Annotated in this window: 15 protein-coding genes; 12 read left to right on the plus strand and 3 right to left on the minus strand. The window is 72.7% G+C overall.

Annotated features, from left to right (window positions below):
- Window positions 1–181: 181 nt before the first annotated feature.
- Window positions 182–766, minus strand: a complete 585-nt coding sequence (locus OG552_RS11980; protein WP_443071158.1) for a GNAT family N-acetyltransferase — start codon at window positions 764–766, stop codon at window positions 182–184.
- Window positions 767–1,016: 250 nt separating this feature from the next.
- Window positions 1,017–3,587: an aminopeptidase N gene (gene pepN / locus OG552_RS11985; RefSeq protein WP_329132075.1), complete on the minus strand. Its 2,571-nt coding sequence runs from the start codon at window positions 3,585–3,587 to the stop codon at window positions 1,017–1,019.
- Between the two features lie 429 nt (window positions 3,588–4,016).
- Between pepN and OG552_RS11990 the strand changes: the two genes are divergently transcribed.
- Entirely contained in the window at window positions 4,017–7,475 is a 3,459-nt protein-coding gene (locus OG552_RS11990) for a beta-N-acetylglucosaminidase domain-containing protein (protein WP_329132079.1), read from the plus strand.
- Window positions 7,476–7,562: 87 nt separating this feature from the next.
- On the opposite strand, the gene OG552_RS11995 is transcribed toward OG552_RS11990, so the two are convergent.
- A complete protein-coding gene (locus OG552_RS11995) occupies window positions 7,563–8,099 on the minus strand; it encodes an HNH endonuclease (protein WP_093737143.1) in 537 nt (178 codons plus the stop codon).
- A gap of 257 nt (window positions 8,100–8,356) precedes the next feature.
- Between OG552_RS11995 and OG552_RS12000 the strand changes: the two genes are divergently transcribed.
- From OG552_RS12000 to OG552_RS12050, 11 genes are all read left to right on the plus strand, one after another.
- Complete coding sequence (locus OG552_RS12000) at window positions 8,357–9,412, plus strand: mechanosensitive ion channel family protein (protein ID WP_329132085.1); 1,056 nt, start codon at window positions 8,357–8,359, stop codon at window positions 9,410–9,412.
- Window positions 9,413–9,688: 276 nt separating this feature from the next.
- Window positions 9,689–10,915: an ROK family transcriptional regulator gene (locus OG552_RS12005; protein ID WP_329132086.1), complete on the plus strand. Its 1,227-nt coding sequence runs from the start codon at window positions 9,689–9,691 to the stop codon at window positions 10,913–10,915.
- Between the two features lie 189 nt (window positions 10,916–11,104).
- Window positions 11,105–12,436, plus strand: coding sequence for an ABC transporter substrate-binding protein (locus tag OG552_RS12010; RefSeq protein ID WP_329132088.1), 1,332 nt, complete (start codon window positions 11,105–11,107; stop codon window positions 12,434–12,436).
- On the plus strand, window positions 12,436–13,389 hold the full coding sequence (locus tag OG552_RS12015) for a carbohydrate ABC transporter permease (RefSeq protein ID WP_329132090.1): 954 nt from the start codon (window positions 12,436–12,438) through the stop codon (window positions 13,387–13,389). Before OG552_RS12010 ends, OG552_RS12015 begins: the two co-directional genes overlap by 1 nt.
- A gap of 13 nt (window positions 13,390–13,402) precedes the next feature.
- On the plus strand, window positions 13,403–14,305 hold the full coding sequence (locus OG552_RS12020) for a carbohydrate ABC transporter permease (protein WP_329132093.1): 903 nt from the start codon (window positions 13,403–13,405) through the stop codon (window positions 14,303–14,305).
- Window positions 14,302–15,564 carry a 6-phospho-beta-glucosidase gene (locus tag OG552_RS12025; protein ID WP_329132095.1) on the plus strand — a complete coding sequence of 421 codons (1,263 nt, stop codon included), beginning with the start codon at window positions 14,302–14,304 and terminating at the stop codon, window positions 15,562–15,564. The genes OG552_RS12020 and OG552_RS12025 overlap by 4 nt, the downstream gene beginning before the upstream one ends.
- Window positions 15,561–16,598, plus strand: a complete 1,038-nt coding sequence (locus OG552_RS12030) for an N-acetylglucosamine kinase (RefSeq protein WP_329140748.1) — start codon at window positions 15,561–15,563, stop codon at window positions 16,596–16,598. Before OG552_RS12025 ends, OG552_RS12030 begins: the two co-directional genes overlap by 4 nt.
- A gap of 204 nt (window positions 16,599–16,802) precedes the next feature.
- Window positions 16,803–18,206 (plus strand): hypothetical protein, encoded by a 1,404-nt coding sequence (locus tag OG552_RS12035; RefSeq protein WP_329132097.1) that lies wholly within the window; start codon window positions 16,803–16,805, stop codon window positions 18,204–18,206.
- A 5-nt stretch (window positions 18,207–18,211) separates the two neighbouring features.
- Window positions 18,212–19,267 (plus strand): glutamate ABC transporter substrate-binding protein, encoded by a 1,056-nt coding sequence (locus tag OG552_RS12040; protein WP_329140750.1) that lies wholly within the window; start codon window positions 18,212–18,214, stop codon window positions 19,265–19,267.
- Between the two features lie 69 nt (window positions 19,268–19,336).
- Complete coding sequence (locus tag OG552_RS12045; RefSeq protein WP_329132099.1) at window positions 19,337–20,626, plus strand: hypothetical protein; 1,290 nt, start codon at window positions 19,337–19,339, stop codon at window positions 20,624–20,626.
- A 187-nt stretch (window positions 20,627–20,813) separates the two neighbouring features.
- Window positions 20,814–23,423, plus strand: a complete 2,610-nt coding sequence (locus OG552_RS12050) for a serine/threonine-protein kinase (RefSeq protein ID WP_329132101.1) — start codon at window positions 20,814–20,816, stop codon at window positions 23,421–23,423.
- The last annotated feature ends 3 nt before the right edge of the window (window positions 23,424–23,426 follow it).

Genomic DNA, 23,426 nt, shown 5'->3' on the forward strand with positions numbered 1-23,426 from the left:
GACCCCTCAAAACTCTTGCGGGAGTTATGCGTGTGGCGATGGGGGTTACCGGTGAACACGTGACCAACGAGCAGGAAGCGGTTGGCCACACCTTGACCTGCTTTGCCGGTTCATGACCGCAGGCACGCCGGAACGTCGGCCGTACGGCGGGCGTTCGCCACCTGCGGGGGTACGCGCGCGGTCACCACACCTCGCCGTCACGCCAGTCACAGGTCAGCGGACCGGTGGGATCGAGCGGCGTACCGGCGACGGCGAGGACGTGGATCCACCCCGCCTCCTCCGGCGTGGGGACGACGCCGTCGGGGGTGAGGGCGGAGAGCGGGCCCTGCCAGGGGCGCCAGCCGCGGGCGGTGTAGAAGCCGGTGGCGTCCTCGGCGCTGCCCAGCGCGCCGAGTTCGTAGCCACCGTGGACGACGCGCTCCGCGGCGGTCATCAGCGCGGCGCCGACGCCCCGGCCGCGGCGGTCGGCACGGACCGCGACGCCCTCCACATAGCCGGTACGCAGCGCCCGGCCGCCGTGCAGCAGGCGGCGCTGGACGACGGCGGCGTGGCCGATCAGCGCGGCCCCCTCCCAGGCGAGGACGTGCATGCCGCCGCGGCTGTGGTCCCAGTCCTCGTCGGTGAACTCCTCGCCCGGGCTGTCCGCGAAGGCGTCGTCCAGCAGGGTGCGGGCGGCGGCCAGTTCGCCGGGGGTCAGCTCCGCGGTGTGGGCGAGGCGGATCCGGACGGGGCCCCGGGCGGGGCCGGCGCCGGCGGAGTCAGGGATGTCGGTCACCCCGGCATCCTGACACCCCCGTCCGCCGACCCGGGGAGGGCCCCGGATACAGCCCCGGTGGGAAACCGGGACCGCGTCCCGGCCGCCAACGTCCTGGGAGCACGGGGGCAGCCCCGCTGCGTGCACGGGCCGCATCCCGGCACCCCCGTCCGCCGGCCCCGGGTACGGCCCCGGTGGGGCGCTCCAGGACCCGGGCTGTTCGCCCGGGGTCGGGCACCATACTTGCCCGGGGGCCGGTGGATCAGTTGGCCGCGGCGTCCACCTGCTGGGCCTTGAGGGCGCGCTCGACGCCCGCGCGGGACTCGATGACCAGGCGCCGCAGCGCCGGCACCGGGTCGGCCGAGGCGAGCCAGGCGTCGGTGGCGTCCAGCGTCTCCTGGGAGACCAGCAGGCTGGGGTAGAGGCCGACCACGACCTGCTGGGCCATCTCGTGGCTGCGGGTCTCCCACACCTCCTTGACCGCGGCGAAGTACCGCTCGGTGTAGGGGGCGAGCAATTCGCGCTGGTCGCTCTGGCCGAAGCCGAAGATGACCGCTTCCTGGAGGGAGTTCGGCAGCTTGTCGCCCTCCACCACCGACGCCCACACGTCGGCCTTGGCCTCCGCCGTCGGCCGGGCCGCGCGGGCGCCCGCGGCGTGCTGCTCGCCCGCCGAAGTGGCGTCGCGGACGAGTTCGGCGTCGATCGCGTCCTCGCCGGCCCGGCCGGTCGCGGCCAGCCGGGTCAGCAGCGACCAGCGCAGGTCGGTGTCGACGGCCAGGCCCTCGTAGGTCCGCGTCCCGTCGAGGAGTTCCTGGAGCACGTCCAGCTGCTCGGGGGTGCGGGCGGTGCCGGCGAAGGCGCGGGCCCAGGCGAGCTGGTGGTCGCTGCCGGGGGCGGCGGCTTCCAGGTGCTCCAGGGTCGCCTCGGTCCAGCGGGCCAGCCCCGCCGCGCGCCAGGCCGGGTCGGCGTAGAGGTCGAGCGCCAGCTTGACCTGGCGGTGCAGCGACTGCACCACCCCGATGTCGGTCTCCTTGCCGATGCCGTGCAGCACCAGCTCCAGGTAGTCCCGGGTGGCCAGTTCGCCGTCGCGGGTCATGTCCCAGGCCGCCGCCCAGACCAGCGCGCGGGGCAGCGACTCGGTGAAGTCGCCGAGGTGGTCGCGGACGGTGGCCAGCGACTGCTCGTCGAGGCGGACCTTGGCGTACGACAGGTCGTCGTCGTTGAGCAGGATCACGTCGGGGCGGGGGGTGCCCTGCGGGAAGGGCACCTGCGTCAGCTCGCCCTCCACGTCCAGCTCGATCCGGCTGCTGCGGACGAGCTTGCCGTCCTTGAGGTCATAGGCGCCGATGGCGATCCGGTGCGGGCGCAGCACCGCGGTGCCCTTGGCGCCGGCCGGCAGCGGGGGGGCTTCCTGGCGGACCGCGAAGGAGGTGACCAGGCCCTGGTCGTCCACCGTCAGTTCGGGCCGCAGCACATTGATGCCGGCCGTCTCCAGCCACGCCTTGGACCAGGTCTTCAGGTCGCGCCCGGAGGTCTCCTCCAGCGCGCCCAGCAGGTCGGAGAGGCGGGTGTTGCCCCAGGCGTGCCGCTTGAAGTACGCCTGCACACCGGTGAAGAACTCGTCCATGCCGACATAGGCGACCAGCTGCTTGAGGACGGAGGCGCCCTTGGCGTAGGTGATGCCGTCGAAGTTGACCAGGACGTCGTCCAGGTCGTTGATCTCCGCCATGATCGGGTGGGTGGAGGGCAGCTGGTCCTGCCGGTACGCCCAGGTCTTCATGGAGTTGGCGAAGGTGGTCCAGGAGTGCGGCCACTGGGAGCCGGGGGCGTGCGCCTGGCAGGCGATGGAGGTGTAGGTGGCGAACGACTCGTTGAGCCAGAGGTCGTTCCACCACTCCATGGTGACCAGGTCGCCGAACCACATGTGGGCCAGCTCGTGCAGGATGGTCTCGGCGCGCACCTCGTAGGCGGCGTCGGTGACCTTGGAGCGGAAGACGTACTGGTCCCGGATGGTGACCGCGCCCGCGTTCTCCATCGCGCCGGCGTTGAACTCCGGGACGAAGAGCTGGTCGTACTTGGCGAACGGGTACGCGTAGTCGAACTTCTCCTGGAACCAGTCGAAGCCCTGCCGGGTGACCGCGAAGACCGCCTCGGCGTCGAGGTGCTCGGCGAGCGAGGGGCGGCAGTAGATGGCGAGCGGGACGCTGCGGCCGTCGCCCTGCCAGCTGCTGTGCACCGACGCGTACGGGCCGGCGATCAGCGCGGTGATGTAGGTGGAGATGCGCGGGGTGGGCTCGAAGACCCAGACGCCGTCTGCCGGGGCCTCGGGGGTGGGCGAGTTGGAGATCACGGTCCAGCCGGCCGGGGCCTTGACGGTGAAGGCGAAGGTCGCCTTCAGGTCGGGCTGCTCGAAGCCGGCGAAGACCCGGCGGGAGTCCGCGACCTCGAACTGGGTGTAGAGGTACGCCTGCTTGTCGACCGGGTCGACGAAGCGGTGCAGGCCCTCACCGGTGTTGGTGTAGGCGCAGTCGGCCACCACGCGCAGTTCATTGCCGCCGGCCCACAGGGAGGGCAGCGCGATCCGCGAGTCGGCGAAGACCTTCGCGGGGTCGAGCGGCTCGCCGTTGAGCACCACCTCGTGCACGGTGGGGGCCACCAGGTCGATGAACGTCGAGGCTCCGGCCTCGGCCGCGTCGAACCGCACCGTGGTCACCGACCTGAAGGTGCCGCCCTCCTGGGCGCCGCTCAGATCCAGCTCGATCGCATAAGCATCCACGGTGAGCAGACGCGCACGCTCCTGCGCCTCCTCACGTGTGAGGTTCGTACCAGCCACAGCGGCCCACTCCTTCTGGTCAGGTGAGACGGCCATCCTCGCACGCCGTCCCCGCCCGCCGCGGAACCCCTGTGGACAACCTCCGGCGCCGCCCCTGACCTCGGCCGCGTCCCCGTCGCGCACCTCCGTCACGCACCCCCGACGGCGCCCGCGTCCACCAGCCCGCGCAGCCGTCGGGCGGGTCCTGGCGGGACTGCCGGAAGCAGGTCGGGCCCGCCGCACGCGGGTCGTTCGTGACCGCACCGTAGCCCGCTCGGCGGTACGGCGGCGGAGGGTTTCGCCGCGGGCCGGGGGGCGCGCGGCGGGCCAACTGGGGGTGAACGGTGGGGGCGTGGGGAGGCGGAGGGGCGCGGGGGGCGTTGACACGTGGGGGGCGGGGGTGATGGGGTCGCCGTTCGGACTGGGTGTGGCGTGCCCCGGGAGGCAATCGTGCTGCGCAAGAGCTCCGCCGTGGCGGTGGTGGCCACCGTGGTCGGCGGATGGCTCGGGCAGGCGCCCGCTTTCGCCGATCAGGCGGTCTCCCCTGTCACCGGTTCCGTCACCGCCAAGGCGCAGTCGCCCGCGCCCCCGGCGGTCTGGCCGAAGCCGCAGACGCTCCGCGCGCAGGGGCAGTTCGCCCGCGTCACGGCCCAGGTCACCCTGGTGGCCGATCCGGACGCCGACCCGCCCGCGCTCGCGGTCGTCGAGGACGCGCTGCGTGCCCAGGGCGCCAAGGACGTGGTGCGGGCGCAGTTCCGCGGCCCGGGCCTGACGGTGTACGCGGGCTCCTCCGCCCTGGCGCAGCTGGACGCCCTCGGCGCGCCGGCGCAGGGCGACCTGCCGGCCGGCGGTTACCGGCTGGCGGTCAGCGGCGACACCATCGCGCTGAACGGCATCGGCGGCGACGGCCTCTTCTACGCCGCCCAGACGCTGCGGCAGCTGGCGGCCACCGACCGGGGCGAGCGCGGCTTCGCGGGCGTCACCGTCCGGGACTGGCCCACCGCCCCGGTACGCGGCACCGCGGAGAGCTTCTACGGCGTCGCGTGGACCCAGCAACAGCGCCTGGAACAGCTCGACTTCATGGCCAGGACGAAGCAGAACCGCTTCCTGTACGCCCCCGGCGACGACGCCTACCGCCAGGCGCAGTGGCGCGAGCCGTACCCGGCCGCCCAGCGCGCCGACTTCCGGGCGCTGGCCCAGCGCGCCCAGCAGGACCATGTGACGCTCGCCTGGGCGGTCGCCCCCGGCCAGACCTTCTGCTACTCCTCGGCGTCCGACCGGCGCGCGCTGGAGAAGAAGCTGGACGCGATGTGGGCGCTGGGGATGCGCGCCTTCCAGCTCCAGTTCCAGGACGTGAGTTACAGCGAGTGGCACTGCGGCGCCGACTCCGGCCACTTCGGCTCCGGGCCGGACGCGGCGGCCCGGGCCCAGGCGAGCGTCGCCAACGCGATGGCCGCGTACCTCAGGGAGAGGTACGGCGGCCCGCAGGGCGGGCCGGAACTCTCGCTGCTGCCGACCGAGTTCTACCAGGACGGCCCGACCCCGTACCGCACCGCGCTGGCCAAGGCGCTCGGTCCGGAGATCGAGGTCGCCTGGACCGGCGTCGGCGTGCTGCCGAAGCAGATCACCGGCTCCCAAGTGGCGGGCGCTCGCGACGCGTTGCGGCACCCCCTGATGACCGTCGACAACTACCCGGTGAACGACTTCGCGCCGGACCGCCTCTTCCTCGGCCCCTACACCGGCCGCGAACCGGCGCTGGCGACCGTCTCCGCCGGGGTGCTGGCCAGCGCGATGCAGCAGCCGGTCGCGTCCCGTATCCCGCTCTTCACCGCCGCCGACTACGCCTGGAACGCCCGGGGTTACGACCCGGCGGCGTCCTGGCAGGCCGCCATCGACGACCTGGCCGGGTCCGATCCGGCGGCCAGGGCCGCGCTCGGCGCGCTGGCCGGCAACGAGTCGTCCTCCGCGCTCGGCGGCGAGGAGTCGGCGTATCTCCAGCCGCTGATCCGGGACTTCTGGGCCGCGCTGACCCCGGGCGCCGACCCCGGGCAGCTCGACTCGGCCGCCGCCAGGCTGCGTTCGGCCTTCACCACGATGCGTACCGCGCCCGCCGCCCTCGACCCGCTGGCCGGCGGCTCCTTCGGCGACGAGGTCGCGCCCTGGCTCGACCGGCTCTCCGCCTACGGCGCCGCCGGCGCCGACGCGGTGGACATGCTCCGCGCGCAGGCCGCCGGCGACGGCTCCGCGGCGTGGCGGGCCCGGCAGGCGCTGGACCGCGACCGGGCCCCGCTGGCCCAGGGCACCGCGAAGGTCGGCGCCGAGACCCTGGACGGCTTCCTCGACAAGGCGGTGGACGACGGCGACGCGTGGCTGGGCCTGCGCTCGGACGGCCGCAGCGCCACCACCACCATGGGCTCCGGCCACGGCACCGACCCGTCGGCGATGGTGGACGGCAAGGACACCACCGCCTGGTCGAGCGACGCCCCGCCGCAGCCGGACGACGCCTTCGGGGTGGATCTGGGGACCGCGAGGCCGGTGAGCGCGGTGCGGATCACGATGAGCGACGGCGGCGGCTCCGACGACTTCCTGCACGACGCGGTGCTGGAGATCTCCGGCGACGACGGCACTGGCTGGCAGCGGATCGGCACCTACCACGACCAGGCGGTGATCACGGCCGCGCTGCCGGCCGGCACCAGGGCCCGGCAGATCCGGCTGCGCTCCACCGGCACCCAGCCGGGCCCGGTGACGGTCCGGGAGTTCGCCGTCTCGGTGAGCGGCGCCGGCGCGCCGACCGCGAGCGGCCCCGCGCACGCCTCCGCCCTGGTGGACGGCGATGTCGGCACGGCGGCGGGACCGGGCCCCGCGACCGTACGGTTCGGCGGCGCGCGGCTGCTGGACACGGTCACCGTGGCGGCGGGCCCCAGCACCGGCGGCAAGCCCCGTGGCATCGACCTGAGCGCGATGCCGCACCCTTTCCCTCTCAATCTCCCGTACGTCGAGCACCGCCCGCCGCCCGCCCCCGGCACCGGGAACGCGCCCACCGTCGAGGTGCGGACCACCACCGGCTGGCACCAGGTGGGCACCCTCGATCCGCACGGCTGGACGGAGCTGCACGTCGGCGCGCTCGCCGACGCCGTACGGATCTCGGACGCGGACGGGGTGCGCGAGCTGGTCCCGTGGTTCGCCGACGCGCCCCGGGTGACCGCCGACCGCACCGAGATCGACGCCGAGGCGGGCGGCGCCCCGGCCCGTTTCACCGCCTCGGTCTCCGCCGGGCTGCCGCGCGACCTGACCGCCGCTGTCGCCCCCGGGCCGCCGGGCGCGTCCGGTATCACCGTCACCGCCCCGCGGCAGGTCGCGCTCCCCCGCGGCGCCACCGTACGGGTCCCGCTCCAGGTCAGCGTCCCGGCCGGCACCGCCCCCGGCACGTACACCGTCCCGGTCCGCTTCACCGTCTCCGGCCGGACCGTCGAGCGCCGTCTGACGGTGAAGACGCACCCCAGGACCGGCGGGCCCGACCTCGTACCCGGCTCCGCCGCCACCTCTTCGGCGGACGAGACGCCCGACTTCCCGGCCGCCGCGATCGCCGACGGCGACCCGTCGACGCGCTGGTCCTCGCCGGTGGTGGACAGCTCCTGGGTGCAGGTGCGGCTGGCCGCTCCGGCGCGGGTCGGGCGGGTGGTGCTGCACTGGCAGGACGCCTACGCCGCCAAGTACCAGCTCCAGACCTCCGCCGATGGAGTGACGTGGCACACCGCGGCCACCGTCACGGACGGTGACGGGGGAGTCGAGACCGTCTGGCTGGACTCGCCCGCCGACACCCGCTTTCTGCGGGTGCAGGGCGTCAAGCGGGCCACGAAGTACGGCTACTCGCTCTACAGCGTCGAGGCATACGCCGCCGCGGGGTGACTCCCCGGGGGAAAAGCCCAGGTGAGCGCCCCGCGATCGGAACCGCCCCCGGACATCGCCGGGGGGCGGTACACGAAAGCCCGGATCTCAGGCTGATATGCCGTCGATCCGGGCCAGGGCGTCGTCCGCGCCGAACGGTTGCAGGTATGGCAGCCAGCGCGGATCCCTGTGCCCGGTCCCGATGATCCGCCAGGCGAGCCCGGACGGCGGGGCGGGCTGATGGCGCAGCCGCCACCCGAGCTCGGCCACATGGCGGTCCGCCTTGACGTGGTTGCAGCGTCTGCACGCCGCCACCACGTTCTCCCAGGCGTGCTGCCCACCGCGGCTGCGCGGAATGACGTGGTCGACGCTGGTGGCGGCGGATCCGCAGTACGCGCACTTGCCGCCGTCGCGGGCGAAGAGTGCTCGGCGGGTGAGCGGCACGGTGCCCCGGAAGGGCACCCGGACGAATTTGGTCAGCTTGACGACACTCGGCGCCGGCAGCGCCTGCGTCTCACTGTGCAGATAGGCGCCTGATTCCTCGAGGCACACGGCCTTGTTGTTCAGCACGAGGACGAGCGCGCGGCGGAGCGGTACGACGCCGAGCGGCTCGTACGACGCGTTCAGGACCAGCACATGCGGCACGGATGCCTCCTTTAACGCCGGCGGCGCGTGGCTCGCGCCGGGACGATCTGACTTCAGTCTCTCCGGAACACGGGGCGGCGCGCCACCATGCCTTGGTAACGGACCGGAGGTGTTTTGAACCACACTCCGTTTCGCCGTGCGCCGCCGCATTCCCTTCATCCCCCGCCCGGCGGGCCTCGGCTCCCCCGGTGGCGGATCAGGACAGCGTCAGTTGCCCTTAGATTGGAACCTCCGCACCCCCACGGAGGTTCCCGCACGTGATCTACGCGACGACCAGCGCCGCCGCGCCCCCGTATGCCGCGACCCAGCAGGGTCTCCCGCACTCCGCCACGCAGGCGGCCGACTGGGTGGACAAGAACTGGGCCAACTGGCTGGCCGCGGGGCTGCGCATCGTCCTGATCGTGGTCATCGCGGTGGTGCTGCGGGCAGTGGTGCTACGGACCATCACCCGGCTGATCGAACGGATGAACAGGGGCGCCGAGGCCGCGGCCGGCACCACGCTGGGCGGGTTGCTGGTCAACGCCGAGCGGCGCCGCCAGCGCAGCGCGGCGATCGGCTCGGTGCTGAAGAGTGTGACGTCGTTCGTGATCCTGGGCACGGCGGCGCTGACCGTGCTGTCGGTGCTGAAGATCAATCTGGCGCCACTGCTGGCCAGTGCCGGTGTGGCGGGCGTCGCGATCGGTTTCGGCGCGCGGAACCTGGTCACCGACTTCCTGTCCGGGGTCTTCATGATCCTGGAGGACCAGTACGGCGTCGGGGACGTGATCGACGCGGGCGTCGCCTCGGGCACGGTGATCGAGGTCGGCCTGCGGGTGACGAAGCTGCGCGGGGACAACGGCGAGATCTGGTACGTCCGCAACGGTGAGGTGCAGCGGATCGGCAACCTCAGCCAGGGCTGGGCGACCGCCATGGTCGATGTGCAGGTGGGCGCGGGTGAGGACCTCGACCGGGCCCGGTCGGTGATCTCGGCGGTCGCCGAGGGGCTGGCCAAGGAGGACCCGTGGGACGAGAAGCTCTGGGAGCCGGTGCAGGTGCTGGGTCTGGAGTCGGTCGGCGTCGAGTCGGTGGTCATCCAGACGCAGGCCAGGACGATGCCGGGCGAGTCGGAAGCGGTGGCCCGGGAGCTGCGCTGGCGCATCAAGAAGGCGTTCGACCAGGCGGGCATCGAGATCACCAGCGGCTCGCCCGCCGCGGCCGCCCAGGAGCCGGGCGCCACCGCCGCCGAGCGGGAGCCCACCCAGGTCTCCGAGACGCCCGCCTCGGCCCGGCCGGCCGCGGCGGAGATCCCGCCGCCGTCCGCCGGGGAGCGGTGAAGCGCTCGCCGTCCGCCGGGGAGCGCTGAAGCGCCCGCCCCGCCCTCTTCTGCTGTGGTACGGCCCCTGTCACGCTGGTGGCGACAGGGGCCGTACGCGTCGGGGCGGCCGGTGGCGCGGGAGATGTGGCGGGGCGGGGCACGGTTGGTAACGACTTGGCCGACGCGGCGCCAACACCCCTTGACGCGCTGCTGACGGCGGGCCTACCTTTCGTTTTGCCAATAGGAAACTTTCCTAACAGTGATCAGGGCAGTCGCGGCGGACGAGTGAGAGAGGATGGCGCGCATGGCTGGCACCCCCGGAACCCCGCGCGTCCTGCGCGCCATGAACGACCGCGCCGCGCTCGACCTCCTGCTGGAGCACGGCACGCTGTCACGGACCCGGATCGGCAAACTCACCGGTCTGTCCAAGCCGACCGCCTCCCAGTTGCTGGCCCGCCTCGAATCCGCCGGCCTGGTGCTCGCCACCGGCACCACCGCGGGCCGCCCGGGCCCCAACGCCCAGCTGTACTCGGTCAACCCCGCCGCCGCCCATGTCGCCGGCCTGGACGTCAACCCGGAGCGGATCAGGGCCGCGGTCGCCGACATCACCGGCCGTACCGTCGGCTCCTTCCGGCTGCCCACCCCGCAGCGCAAGGCCGGCAGCGCGGTGGAGAACGTGGTGCGGGCACTGGACGGCGCGGTCAAGGCGGCCGGGCTCAGCCGCTCGGACCTGCACCGGGTGGTGATCGGCACGCCGGGCGCCTTCGACCCGAGCACCGGACGGCTGCGGTACGCCAGCCACCTGCCCGGCTGGCACTCCACCGCCCTGCTGGACGAACTGGCCGCCGCACTGCCGATGCCGCTGGAGTACGACAACGACGTGAACCTCGCCGCGGTCGCCGAGCAGCGGATCGGCGCCGCCCGTGAGCACGAGGACTTCGTGCTGCTGTGGAACGAGGAGGGCATCGGCGCCGCCATCGTGATCGGCGGCCGGCTGCACCGCGGCTGGACCGGCGGCGCCGGCGAGGTCGGCTTCCTGCCGGTGCCCGGCACCCCGCTGGTACGCAATGTCACCAAGGCCAACAACGGCGGCTTCCAGGAGCTGGCCGGCTGCAACGCGGTGATCACGATCGCCCGCGAACTCGGCCTGGAGATCCCCGAGGGCACCCAGCCGGACGCCGCCACCGAACTCCTGGCGCGGGCCGCGGCCCGCCACCAGGACGGCACGGACGGGCCCACCGGCCCCTACCCCGAGCTGCTGGCCCGCTGCGCGACCGGCACCGCCGTCGGTCTCGCCTCCCTGGTCGCGGTCCTCGACCCCGAGCTGATCGTGCTCTCCGGCAATGTGCTCGTCGCCGGCGGCGAACCCCTGCGCGCGCTGATCCAGTCGGAGCTGGCCGAACTGGCCGTGCCCCGGCCCCGGTTGGTGCTCGGCACCGTACAACTGCACCCCGTGCTGAGCGGAGCGCTGGAGAGCGCGCTCGCCACGACCCGCGACGAGGTGTTCGACACCTCCCGCTGACCGACCCCTGGTTCCCCCGACCCCGGCTCCTCCGACCCCGGCTCCTCCGACTCCCGGTTCCCCGACCGGCTGACTCCCCGCCCGCCCGGCGGAACGGCACCTCTCCCCCGCCGTTCCGACGGCACCGCACACCCTGGGGGCCCACCCGCACCCCCGCCCGCCCCTTTCCGTTCCCGGAGGTAAAGAGCAGTGTCCCGACTGACGAAGGCAGCCGCCGCCGTGGCGGCAACCGCTGCGATATCCCTGCTCGCGAGCGCGTGTACCGGACAGAGTTCGAGCGGCGCGAGCGACGACGCCACCAAGGACGTCACCATCAACTTCTGGCACGGCTGGTCCGCGCCCAACGAGTTGAAGGCGATCAACGACAACGTCGCCCGGTTCGAGAAGGCCCACCCCAACATCCACGTCAAGGTGCAGGGCAACATCACCGACGACAAGATCAACCAGGCGCTGCGCTCCGGCGGTGACAAGGCCCCCGACGTGGTCTCCTCCTTCACCACCGATAACGTCGGCCAGTTCTGCTCGTCCGGCTCCATGGTCGATCTGACCCAGTTCCTCACCAAGGACCACATCGACCCGGCGGCCACGTTCCCCAAGCCGATGCTGGAATACACCCAGTTCGACGGGAAGCGCTGCACCCTGCCGCTGCTCGGCGACGCCTACGGCCTCTACTACAACAAGAAGGCGTTCGCGGCGGCCGGCATCAGCGCGCCGCCCAGGACGCTCAGCGAGTTCAAGCAGGACGCGGTCAAGCTCACCAAGTCCAGCGGCGACTCGTACTCCCAGCTCGGCTACATGCCCGACTTCCACGGCTACGAGTCGACCACCACCCACCTCGCCGCCCAGTGGGGCGTGAAGTACTTCGACGCCGACGGAAAGTCGCAGGTCGCCAAGGACCCCGGCTTCGCGTCGATGTTCACCTGGCAGCAGGACATGGTGAAGTCGCTCGGCGGCTTCAGCAAGCTGGAGAAGTTCCGCAACACCTTCGGTGACGAGTTCGGCGCCAAGAACCCGTTGCAGACCGGTCAGGTCGCCATGGGCATCGACGGCGAGTGGCGGCTGGGCATGGCCAAGGACGCCGGGATGAACGACCTCGGCGTGGCGCCGTTCCCGGTCCCCGACGACCAGGCGAGCACCTACGGCAAGGGCTACCTGTCCGGCACCATCATCGGCATCGCCAACACCAGCACCAAGAAGAACGCCGCCTGGGAACTGGTGAAGTTCATGACCACCGACACCGACGCGGTCGTCTCCTTCGCCAACGCGATCCACAATGTGCCCTCCACGCTGGCCGCGCTCAAGTCGCCGCAGCTCGACCAGGACCCCGGCTTCAAGACCTTCATCGACATCGCGCAGAACCCGGACAGCACCACCACCCCGCCGAGCATCAACGGCGGCTCGTACCAGCTGACTCTGCAGGACTTCGGCTATGCCTGGGAGTCCGGCAAGTCCAAGGATCTGCAGGCCGGACTGCAAGGCGTCGACAAGCAGGTCGACAAGGACATCGCGCAGGCCAAGTGATGACCGCCACCGCCGTCCACCCGCTGCTGAAGAAGAAGCGCCGCAAGTCGGCGCTGCGCACCCTGGCGTTCCTGTCGCCGTGGATCGTCGGCTTCTGCGTCTTCTTCGTCTATCCGCTGCTGTCCACCGTCTACTTCTCGTTCATGCACTACAACGGGATCAACCCGCCGACCTGGACCGGCGGGAAGAACTGGTCCTATGTCTTCAAGGACTACCCGTTCTTCTGGCCGGCGCTGCGCAACACGCTCTGGCTGGTGATCGTGATGGTGACGCTGCGGGTGATCTTCGGCCTGGGCATCGGGCTGCTGATCACCAAGATCAAGACCGGTGCGGGCCTCTTCCGTACCTTCTTCTACCTGCCGTACCTGGCCCCGCCGGTCGCCGCCACCATGGCGTTCGTCTTCCTGCTCAACCCGGGCACCGGGCCGGTGAACCACCTGCTGGGCGACATCGGCCTGCCGACACCCGGCTGGTTCACCGACCCGCACTGGTCCAAGCCCGCGCTGACCATGCTGGCGCTGTGGGGCATCGGCGACCTGATGGTGATCTTCATGGCGGCGCTGCTCGACGTGCCCAAGGAGCAGTACGAGGCGGCCGAACTGGACGGCGCCGGCTCCTGGCACCGCTTCCGGTACGTGACGCTGCCGAACATCTCGCCGATCGTGATGTTCGCGGTGGTCACCGGGGTGATCCAGACCATGCAGTACTACACACAGCCGCTGGTCGCCGGGAAGGTCGCCTCGGGCGTGATCGGCAACTCCGGGCAGCAGGTCGAGCCCGGCTACCCCGACAAGTCCACCCTGACCCTGCCCCAACTCGTCTACAACGCCGGCTTCCAGCGCTTCGACTACGGCTCCGCGTGCGTCATCGCACTGGTGCTCTTCGTGCTCTCGATGGCCTTCACGGCACTGCTGCTGCGCCGTCGCAACGGCTTCCTGTCGGCCGAGGATTGAGGGACTGATCCACATGACCCAAGCGACACTCACCGAACCGGCCGCCGGCACCGGCTACCGCACCGACGGCCAGGCCGCGCGCACCGCGCGGCGCAAGCGGACCCTCAACTGGATCGCGGTGCACTCCCTCGGCATCGTGGCCGCCGCCTTCTTCATCCTGCCGTTCGTCTTCGTCCTGCTCACCGCGGTGATGAGCGACAGCCAGGCGCTCACCCGCGATCTGTGGCCGCACACCTGGCAGTGGTCCAACTTCCGTACCGTCTGGGACACCCCGGGCTTCCTCACCTGGTGGCGCAACACCCTGCTCTACGCGGTCGGCGGCACGGCCTTGACCATCGTCTCCTCGCTGCCGGTGGCCTACGCGCTCGCCAAGTTCCGCTTCCGCGGGCGCAATCTGGTGATGATCCTGGTGATCTCCACGATGATGCTGCCGCCGCAGGTGGTGATCATCCCGATGTACCTGTTCTGGACCAAGCAGATGGGCATGGACGGCACGCTCTGGCCGCTGATCATCCCGATGGCCTTCGGCGACGCCTTCACCATCTTCCTGCTCCGCCAGTTCCTGCTGACCATCCCCAAGGAGTACACCGAGGCCGCCCGGGTCGACGGCTGCGGTGAACTGCGCACCCTGATCACGGTCATCGTGCCGATGATCCGGCCGGCCATCGCCGCCGTCGCGCTCTTCCAGTTCTTCTCCTGCTGGAACGACTACTTCGGCCCGCAGATCTACGCCAGCTCCAACCCGGCGGCGTGGACCCTCAGCTACGGATTGGAGTCCTTCAAGGGCGCCCACCACACCAACTGGAATCTGACCATGGCGGCCACCGTTCTCGTGATGGCCCCGGTGATCGTGGTCTTCTTCTTCGCGCAAAAGGCCTTCATCGAAGGCGTGACCCTGACGGGAGTCAAGGGATGAAACTGGCAGTCGTGGGCGGCGGGTCCACATACACACCCGAACTCATCGACGGATTCGCGCGGTTGCGCGACACCCTGCCGGTCGAGGAGCTGGTGCTGGTCGATCCGGCCGCCGACCGGCTGGAGCTGGTGGGCGGACTGGCCCGGCGGATCTTCGCCCGGCAGGGGCACCCCGGCCGGATCGTCACCACCGCCGACCTGGAGGCAGGGGTGGAAGGCGCCGACGCGGTGCTGCTGCAGCTGCGCGTCGGCGGCCAGGCGGCCAGGAACCAGGACGAGACCTGGCCGCTGGAGTGCGGCTGCGTCGGACAGGAGACCACCGGCGCGGGTGGTCTGGCCAAGGCGCTGCGTACGGTGCCGGTGGTGCTGGACATCGCCGAGCGGGTGCGCAGGGCGGCGCCGGACGCGTGGATCATCGACTTCACCAACCCGGTGGGGATCATGACCCGGGCGCTGCTGCAGGCCGGCCACAAGGCGGTCGGGCTGTGCAACGTGGCGATCGGCTTCCAGCGGAAGTTCGCCGCGATGCTCGATGTGCGGCCCGAGCAGGTGCACCTGGACCATGTCGGCCTCAACCACCTGACCTGGGAGCGCGGGGTGCGGCTCGGCGGCCCGGACGGCGAGAACATGCTGCCGAAGCTGCTCGCCGAGCACACCGACGACATCGCCGCCGACCTGCACCTGCCGCGCGAGATCCTGGACCGCCTCGGCGTGGTCCCGTCGTACTACCTGCGGTACTTCTACGCCCACGACGAGGTGGTCCGCGAGCTGCGGACCACCCCCTCGCGGGCCTCGCAGGTGGCGGCGATGGAGAAGCAGCTGCTGGAGATGTACGGCGATCCGCGGCTGGACGAGAAGCCGGAACTGCTCGCCAAGCGGGGCGGCGCGTACTACTCCGAGGCGGCGGTCGCCCTGGCCTCCTCGCTGCTGCGCAACACCGGTGATGTCCAGGTGGTCAACACGTACAACAACGGCACCCTGCCGTTCCTCGCCGACGACGCGGTGATCGAGGTGCCGGCCGTGGTGGGCGCGGAAGGCGCCGAGCCGCTGCCGGTGGCGCCGCTGGAGCCGCTCTACGCGGGCCTGGTGGCCAATGTCACCGCCTACGAGGACCTGGCGCTGGAGGCGGCGCTGCGCGGCGGCCGGGACCGGGTCTTCTCCGCGCTGCTGTCGCACCCGCTGATCGGCCAGTACGAGTACGCCGAGGCGCTGACCGACCGGCTGATCGCGCACAACCGGGAGCACCTGGCGTGGGCCTGAACCTCCCCCAGGGCGCGCCGCCCGGGAAGCATCCCCAGCCACTCGTCCCCGGCGGCGTACTCGCCGTCGACGCGGGCAACAGCAAGACCGACGTGGCGCTGGTCGCCGCCGACGGGACGGTGCTCGGCGCCGCTCGCGGCGGCGGCTTCCAGCCGCCGGTCGTCGGGATCGGGGCCGCGGTGTCGGCCCTCGCGCGGATCGTGGAGCGCGCGGCGGCCGACGCGGGTTTTCCGACGGGCGGAGGGACGCCGCCCGTACCCCTGGCAGAACACACCTCGGCCTGCCTGGCCAACGCCGATCTCCCTGTCGAGGAGCGGCAGTTGGCAGCCGCCGTACACGCGTACGGCTGGTCCCGCAGCACTGAGGTGCGCAACGACACCTTCGCGATACTGCGGGCCGGCGTCGACGAGCCGCGCGGCGTGGCCGTGGTGTGCGGCGCCGGCATCAACTGCGTGGGCATGCTGCCGGACGGGCGCACCGCCCGCTTCCCGGCGATAGGGAAGATCTCCGGGGACTGGGGCGGCGGTTCGGGCCTGGCGGAGGAGGCCCTCTTCCACGCCGCCCGCGCCGAGGACGGCCGCGGCGGGCCCACCGCGCTGGCCCGTACGCTGCCCGGGCACTTCGGGCTCGGCTCGATGTACGAACTCATCGAGGCGCTGCACCTGGAGACGATCCCGGCGCCGCGCCGCTACGAGCTCACACCGGTGCTCTTCGCGACCTCGGACGCCGGTGACGCGGTGGCCCGTTCGCTGCTCGACCGGCAGGCCGAGGAGATCGTGGCACTGGCCACGGTGGCCCTCGGCCGGCTCGGCCTGCTCGACGAGGAGGCCGATGTGGTGCTCGGCGGCGGGGTGATGGCGGCGCGCAACCCGTACCTGATGGACGCGATCACCGAGCGGCTCACCGCCCGCGCCCCCAAGGCCCGTCCGCACGTGGTGACGGCGCCCCCGGTGCTGGGCGCGGCCCTGCTCGGCCTCGACCACGTCGGCGCTCCGCCGCAGGCACGGTCACGCCTGCGGGCGCATTACGCGTAACTCCCCCCGGCGGCCGTGCCGGAAGGCCGAGAGCCTTCCGGCACGGCCGCCGGGCAGCTCATCGGACGGGAACCGAACACACGGGTGGGCGCGTGTGACCTGGCAGGGGCCCGGGGAGAACCCCGGTGAGCTGGAACCGCGCCGGCCGCGGCAGCCATACTGCTGGGTGACCCCGCGCAGAGCGGGTCCGCTGGGGGAGGTTAGGTGACGTACACGCCGACACAGGGCGCGAAGCCGGACGTGCCGGAGCCGCGGGCCGCCGCGCCCCGGCGCAGGGCCTGGGTGGAGACCACCCTCCGGCTGCGTACCGCCGCGACCACCGAGCCGGGCAGGCTGCGGCTGATCGGCGCCGCCCTGGCCGTCCTCGTCGTCGCGTTCGGCGCCGTCACCGCCTGGCAGATCACCGACCGCTCCACCGCGGCCGACCATGTGCTCCACCACAGCGCCCCGTTGAGCGCCGACGCCGCCGAGATCTACCGCCTGCTCGCCGACGCCGACGCCCGCGTCTCGGGCGGCTTCCTGGCCGGCGGCCAGGAGCCGCCGTCCGTCGCCGAGCTCTACCAGCAGGACATCACCCAGGCGGCCGGTCTGATCACCCAGGCCGCGGCGAGCGGCGACGACTCCCGGGAAGCCCGCGCCCAGCTCACCAAGCTCAACGAGCAACTGCCGTACTACACCGGCCTGGTGTCCACCGCGCAGGCCGACAACCGGCAGGGCCTGCCGCTCGGCGGCGCCTACCTGCGCTACGCCGACGAGCAGATGCAGAAGAAGGGCGGCCTGCTGGCGACCGCGGGTGAGCTCTACCGGATCGAGAACGACCGGCTGAACCGCGACTACGCCGACGCCAAGGCCCTGCCCTGGGGCGCCTGGGTGCTCGGCGCCCTGGTGCTGGCCACCCTGGTGTGGGCCCAGCGCCGCCACTACCGGCGCACCAACCGGGTGTTCAACCAGGGCATGCTGGCCGCCAGCGCGGCCTGCGCGATCGTGCTGGTCTGGCTGGTCGCCGGGCACACGGTGGCCCGCGCCAAGCTCTCGGACTCCTACACGCACGGCGCCGAGTCGCTGCAAGTGCTCAACAACGCCCGGATCGGGGTGCTCCAGGCCCGCGGCAACGAGAACCTCACGCTGGTGGCCCGCGGTTCGGGTGACAGCTACGAGGACGACTTCAACGGCGAGATGGTGCGACTGGCCGGCAAGGACCCCCGGAGCACCGGCGGCGAACTCGCCCAGGCGCTGGCGCTGGCCGACAGCAGCGCGGGCAGCGAGCCGCTCAAGGCCGCCGCGTCGAGCATGCGGACATGGCGGGCCCGGCACACCGCGGCCCGGGCCGCGGACGACAAGGGCGACTACACGACCGCGGTGGCCCTGGTCATCGGCGGCAAGGACAGCAGCGGCAGGACGGTCACCGACACCACCGGCGAGTGCTTCGAGAAGGTCGACGCCGACCTGAACGCGGCCGTGGACCAGGAGCACACGGAGTTCCAGCGGGCGGCGGACGACGGCCGCGGCGCGATGTCGCTGCTGCCGGCCGGCGCGGCGGCGCTCGCGGTGCTCGCGGCGGCGGGCGCGGCGCTCGGCATCGGGCGCCGCCTGTCGGAGTACCGGTGAGCGCGATGACCGAGCGGCACAACCGAGGCACGGGAACGGGACGTACGGTGAACGGCAGTTGGCGCGGCTGGGGCGGCGTAGCGGCGATGGCGGTGGCCTGCGCACTGGCCCTCACCTCGGCGGTGGCCCCGCTGCACGGACACGGCGGCGGCCGGCACGCCGGCGGGGCGGTACGGGTGCAGGGACCGGCCGTCTCGGCCCGGTACGCCTCCACCTCGGCCTGCGACACCCCCGAGGCGAGCCTCGACCCCGGCCTCGGCAGCACCGACGGCGCCGCCGTGCAGGCCATCGTCAAGCGCGGCCGGCTGCGGGTCGGCATCGACCAGAACAGCTACCTGTGGGGTTTCCGCGACCCGGCCACCGGTCAGCTGGCCGGTTTCGACATCGACATCGTCAAGGCCATCGCCACCGACATCCTCGGCCCGGACGCGAAGGTGCAGTATCTGACCGTGCCCACCGCCAAGCGGTTCGACCGGCTCGACGACGGCACCGTGGACATGGTGGTGCGCACGGTGAGCATCACCTGCGACCGCCTGGCCCAGGCCGACTTCTCCACCGCGTACTTCACCGCCGGACAGCAGCTGCTGGTGCCCGACGGTTCGGCGATCACCGGCTACAACGGCACCCTGCGCGGCAAGACGGTCTGCGCGGCGTCGGGTTCGACCGGTCTGACCCGCCTCACCGGCACCGGTGGCGGCACCAAGGAGTCCGACGCCCAGCGGTTCGGCGCCACCGTCATGCCGGTGGAGAACCAGCTCGACTGCCTGGTCAGGGTGCAACTCGGGCTCGCCGACGCGGTGTTCACCGACAACGCGCTGGCCGCCGGGCAGGCGGCACAGGACCCCTCCATGCACCTTGTGGGGATACCCGTCACCCGGGAGCCGTACGGTGTGGCCATGCAGAAGGGACACCCCGATCTGGTCCGCCGGGTCAACCGGGTACTGGCCGCCTATGAGGCGGGTGGCGCGGACAGCCGGTGGATGGCCTCGTACCAGCACTGGCTCGCCGCCGACCTGCCGGGCATCAGCGGGCCGCCGCCCGCGAAGTACAAGGAGCGGTAGCACGGCACTGACGGCGGCAGACGGCGGAAACCGGCGGACGCAGGGGCAGACGCACAGGAAGAAGGTGTGATGGCGGTCGCGGGAGCATCCGGCCCGGTCATGGGCCGGGAGGACGTGGACCGTGCGCTGGCGCGGCTCGGCGCCGAGCACGAAGCCATCGAGTCGTCGCTGTTCGCCCTCCAGGACCACTCCGGCCGCAGGCTGCTGGAGGGCGCGCAGCTCACCGGCCTCACCAAGGAGCGCTGGGCGGCGACGGACGCGGCGATCTCGACGCTGTGGGCGCACTTCGAGGCGTACACCGACGCGCTGACCGCCGCCCGTGAGCTGCGGGCCCGCAGGCGCTGGCCCACCCAGACCGAACTCACGCAGCTGACCGAGCTGTTGCGGGGCGAAGGCGTCACCGTCACCGGCGCGGAGGTGCCCGACCACGCCCGTTCGCTGACCGGTCCGGCCCGGCTCACCGAGCGGCTCAGCCTGGAGCAGCTGCTGGCACGGATGAACGGCTGGTACGACCGGGCCATGGAGACGGTGGCCGCCGCCGACTCGGTCTGGTCGGCGCTGCCCGCCCGGATAGACCTGCTGGCGGCCGAGACGCAGCGGGTGCGGTCGCTGGCCCACTCGGTCGGTGTGCGGCCGGGCGCGCACCCCAGCGGGGACGAACTGGAGGCGCTGATCGGGGAGCTGGCCGAGCTGCGGGCCCGTACGGTCTCCGATCCGCTCGCCTTCTGGCAGGCCGCGCCCGCCCCCGGGCGGCCCGACACCTCGGGCTACGACCGGGCAGGCCGGCGGCTGGAGGAGATCCGCCGCGAGGTGGAGGCAGTGCTGCACGTACGGGACGACGCCGAGGACCGGCTGAAGCGGCTGCGCGATGTGCTCTCCCGGGCCGACCGCACGCTCACCGAGGCCCGCAGCGCCCGGGTCGAGGTGCTCTCCAAGATCCTCGCCTCCGACGTGCCGGCGGTCAGCGGCCCGGCCGCGGCGCTGCACGAACAGCTGGCGGTCGCCGAGGAGTTCGCCAGGACCGCGCAGTGGCACCGGCTGTCGCCGCTGCTTGACCGCCTGGAGGAGAGCTCCGACGACGAACTCCTGCGCGCCCGCGACTCGCTGACCGCGGTGACCGCCCCGCTCGCGGTACGCGCGGAGCTGCGCGGCCGGCTCGACGCCTACCGGGCGAAGGTGGCCAGGCTCGGGATGGCCGAGGACCCGGTGCTGATCGAGCGGTACGACCAGGCGCGCAGGCTGCTGTGGAGCGCGCCGTGCGATCTGGCGGCGGCCGACCGTACCGTGCAGCGCTACCAGCAGGCGGTCGCGGAGATCAGTGCGCCGCGCACCCCGACCGACCGCCGGGGGCCGGGATGACCGCGGCGGCGGTGCGGGACGGCAGGCCGGGCGGTGCCGGACGGCGGGAGGCGGGCCGGGCGGCACGCCGGGCGCCGCGTCGGACACGTCGGACACGCCGGGCACGTCGGACAACAGGCAGGGAAAGGCTGAGGGGGAGACCGTGAGCAAGTGCCAACGGCCCGGCTGTGGCGGGACCTTGGAAGACATGGGCAGCGGCGAGCTGTACTGCGACACCTGCGGGCTGTCGCCGCTGCCGGCCGCCGCGCCGGCGTCCGTGGTGTCAGCGGGCGCGGCGGGCACAGCGGGCACAGCGGGCACAGCTTCGGGCGGCGCCGCCGGGGGTGCTCCGGCGCCCGCCGTGCCGTCCGCGCGGGCCGGCGGGGAGTCCGGCCGGTCCGCCTCGGGTCATTCGTCGCGCTCCTCACGGTCCACCTCCCAGGCGTCCAAGCGTTCGGTGTCCGGGCGGCTCTCGCAGTCGCTGACCGGCGCCGCCTCCGGCCGCTCGGTGTCGGTCCGCAGCTCGCGCGGCACCACCAGCGGCCCCACCCGGGGCAAGCTGGGTGCCGGGCTGGTCTCGGTACCGCCCATCCCGCGGCCCGACCCGGCCGCCGCGGTGCTGGAGAACCCCGAGGTGCCCGAGCGCAAGCGGTTCTGCAGCAAGGGCGACTGCGGCGCCCCGGTCGGCCGCAGCCGCGGCGACCGGCCAGGACGTACCGAGGGCTTCTGCTCCAAGTGCGGCCACCCGTACTCCTTCTCGCCCAAGCTGCAGGCCGGCGACGTGGTGCACGGGCAGTACCACGTGGTGGGCTGCCTGGCGCACGGCGGCCTCGGCTGGATCTACCTGGCGGTGGACCGCGCGGTCTCCAACCGCTGGGTGGTGCTCAAGGGCCTGCTGGACACCGGGGACGAGGACGCGCTCGCCGCGGCGGTCTCGGAGCGGCGGTTCCTCGCCGAGATCGAGCACCCCAACATCGTCCGCATCTACAACTTCGTCGAACACCTCGACCAGCGCACCGGCACCCTCGACGGCTACATCGTGATGGCCTACGTCGGCGGCAAGTCGCTCAAGGAGATCGCCAACGAGCGGCGCACGCCGGACGGCAAGCGCGAGCCGCTGCCGGTCGCGCAGGCCATCGCCTTCGCCATCGAGGCGCTGGAGGCGCTCGGCCACCTGCACAGCCGCAACCTGCTCTACTGCGACTTCAAGGTGGACAACGCGATCCAGACCGGCGACCGCCTCGAACTCATCGACATGGGCGCGGTCCGGCGGATGGACGACACCGAGTCGGCGATCTACGGGACGGTCGGCTACCAGGCCCCCGAAGTCGCCGAGGCCGGCCCGTCGGTGGCCTCCGACCTCTACACCGTCGCCCGCACACTGGCCGTGCTGACCTTCGACTTCCAGGGCTACACCAACGTCTTCGCGGACAGCCTGCCCGACCCGGGCAGCATCGAGGTGTTCACCCGCTACGAGTCCTTCTACCGGCTGCTGGTCCGCGCCACCGACCCCGATCCGGGCAAGCGGTTCGCCTCCGCCGAGGAGATGGCCGACCAGCTGCTCGGGGTGCTGCGCGAGGTGGTGGCGCTGGAGACCGGCCAGCCGCGGCCGGCCCTGTCCACCCTCTTCGGCCCCGAACTGCGGGTGGTCGACACCGAGTTGGTCCGTCCGGTGGCCGGTGACACCTCGGCGCTCGGTGCGGACCGCGCGCTGGAGAAAGCGGCCCGCAGACGGGACAAGGCGGGGGCCGCGCCCCTTGCGGCCGGCCCGAACGGCGCCGCCGCGGCACTGCCCGGGACCTTCGGGCCGCCGCCGGTGCTGCCCGGACAGGCGGGCCCAGGCGGCGGTTCGCCCGCCCGCGCGGTGGTCTCCCGGCTCGACCCGGCCGCCGCCGCCCTCGCCCTGCCCGTACCGCATGTGGACCCGGGCGACCCCAACGCGGGCTTCCTGGCCGGGCTTTCGGCCGCAGCGCCGGCCGAGCTGGTCACCGCGCTCCAGCTCGCGCCCGAGGACTCGGTGGAGAAGCGGCTGCGGGAGGTACGGGCCCGGCTGGAGCTCGGCGACACGGCCGGCGCCCAGCAGGTGCTCAGCGCCCTCGCCGGCTCCGCGGACAGCGACGCCGACTGGCGGGTGGTGTGGCACCGCGGGCTGGCCGCGCTGTGCACGGCCGACTTCGAGACGGCGGCGCTCAGCTTCGACGGGGTGTACGACGCCTTCCCCGGCGAGCCCGCGCCCAAGCTGGCCCTGGGTGTCTGCGCCGAGGTGCTGGGGCAGCTGGACAACGCCGCCGAGTACTACCGGCTGGTGTGGACCACCGACCACAGCTATGTGAGCGCCGCCTTCGGCCTCGCCCGGGTGCTGCTGAAGTCCGGCGACCGGCCCGGGGCGGTGCGGGCCCTGGAGTCGGTGCCGGAGTCGTCCATCCACTACACCGCCGCCCGGGTGGCGGCGATCAGGGCCCGGCTGCGGGACCGTTCGCCGCGGGAACCACTGCTGGGCGACCTGCACGCCGCCGCCCGGCAGGTGGAGGACCTGCAACGGCAGGGCCTGGACTCCGACCGGCGCGAGCAGCTCGCCACCGAGGTGCTCGGCAGCGCGCTGGACTGGGTGCTCGCCGGCCGCACCGGTGAGCCCGCCGGCGGCGCACCCGCCGGGCAGCCGCGCAGCGGTGTGCTCGGCGCCCAACTCACCGAGCGCGACCTGCGCTTCGGCCTGGAACGCTCCTACCGTGTGCTGGCCAGACTCGCCCAGCAGGGCAGCGAGCGGATCGAACTGGTGGAGCGCGCCAACCGCTTCCGCCCCCGGACCTGGGTGTAGCCG

Origin of the sequence: Streptomyces sp. NBC_01476 (assembly GCF_036227265.1) — a bacterium.
GTDB lineage: Bacteria > Actinomycetota > Actinomycetes > Streptomycetales > Streptomycetaceae > Actinacidiphila.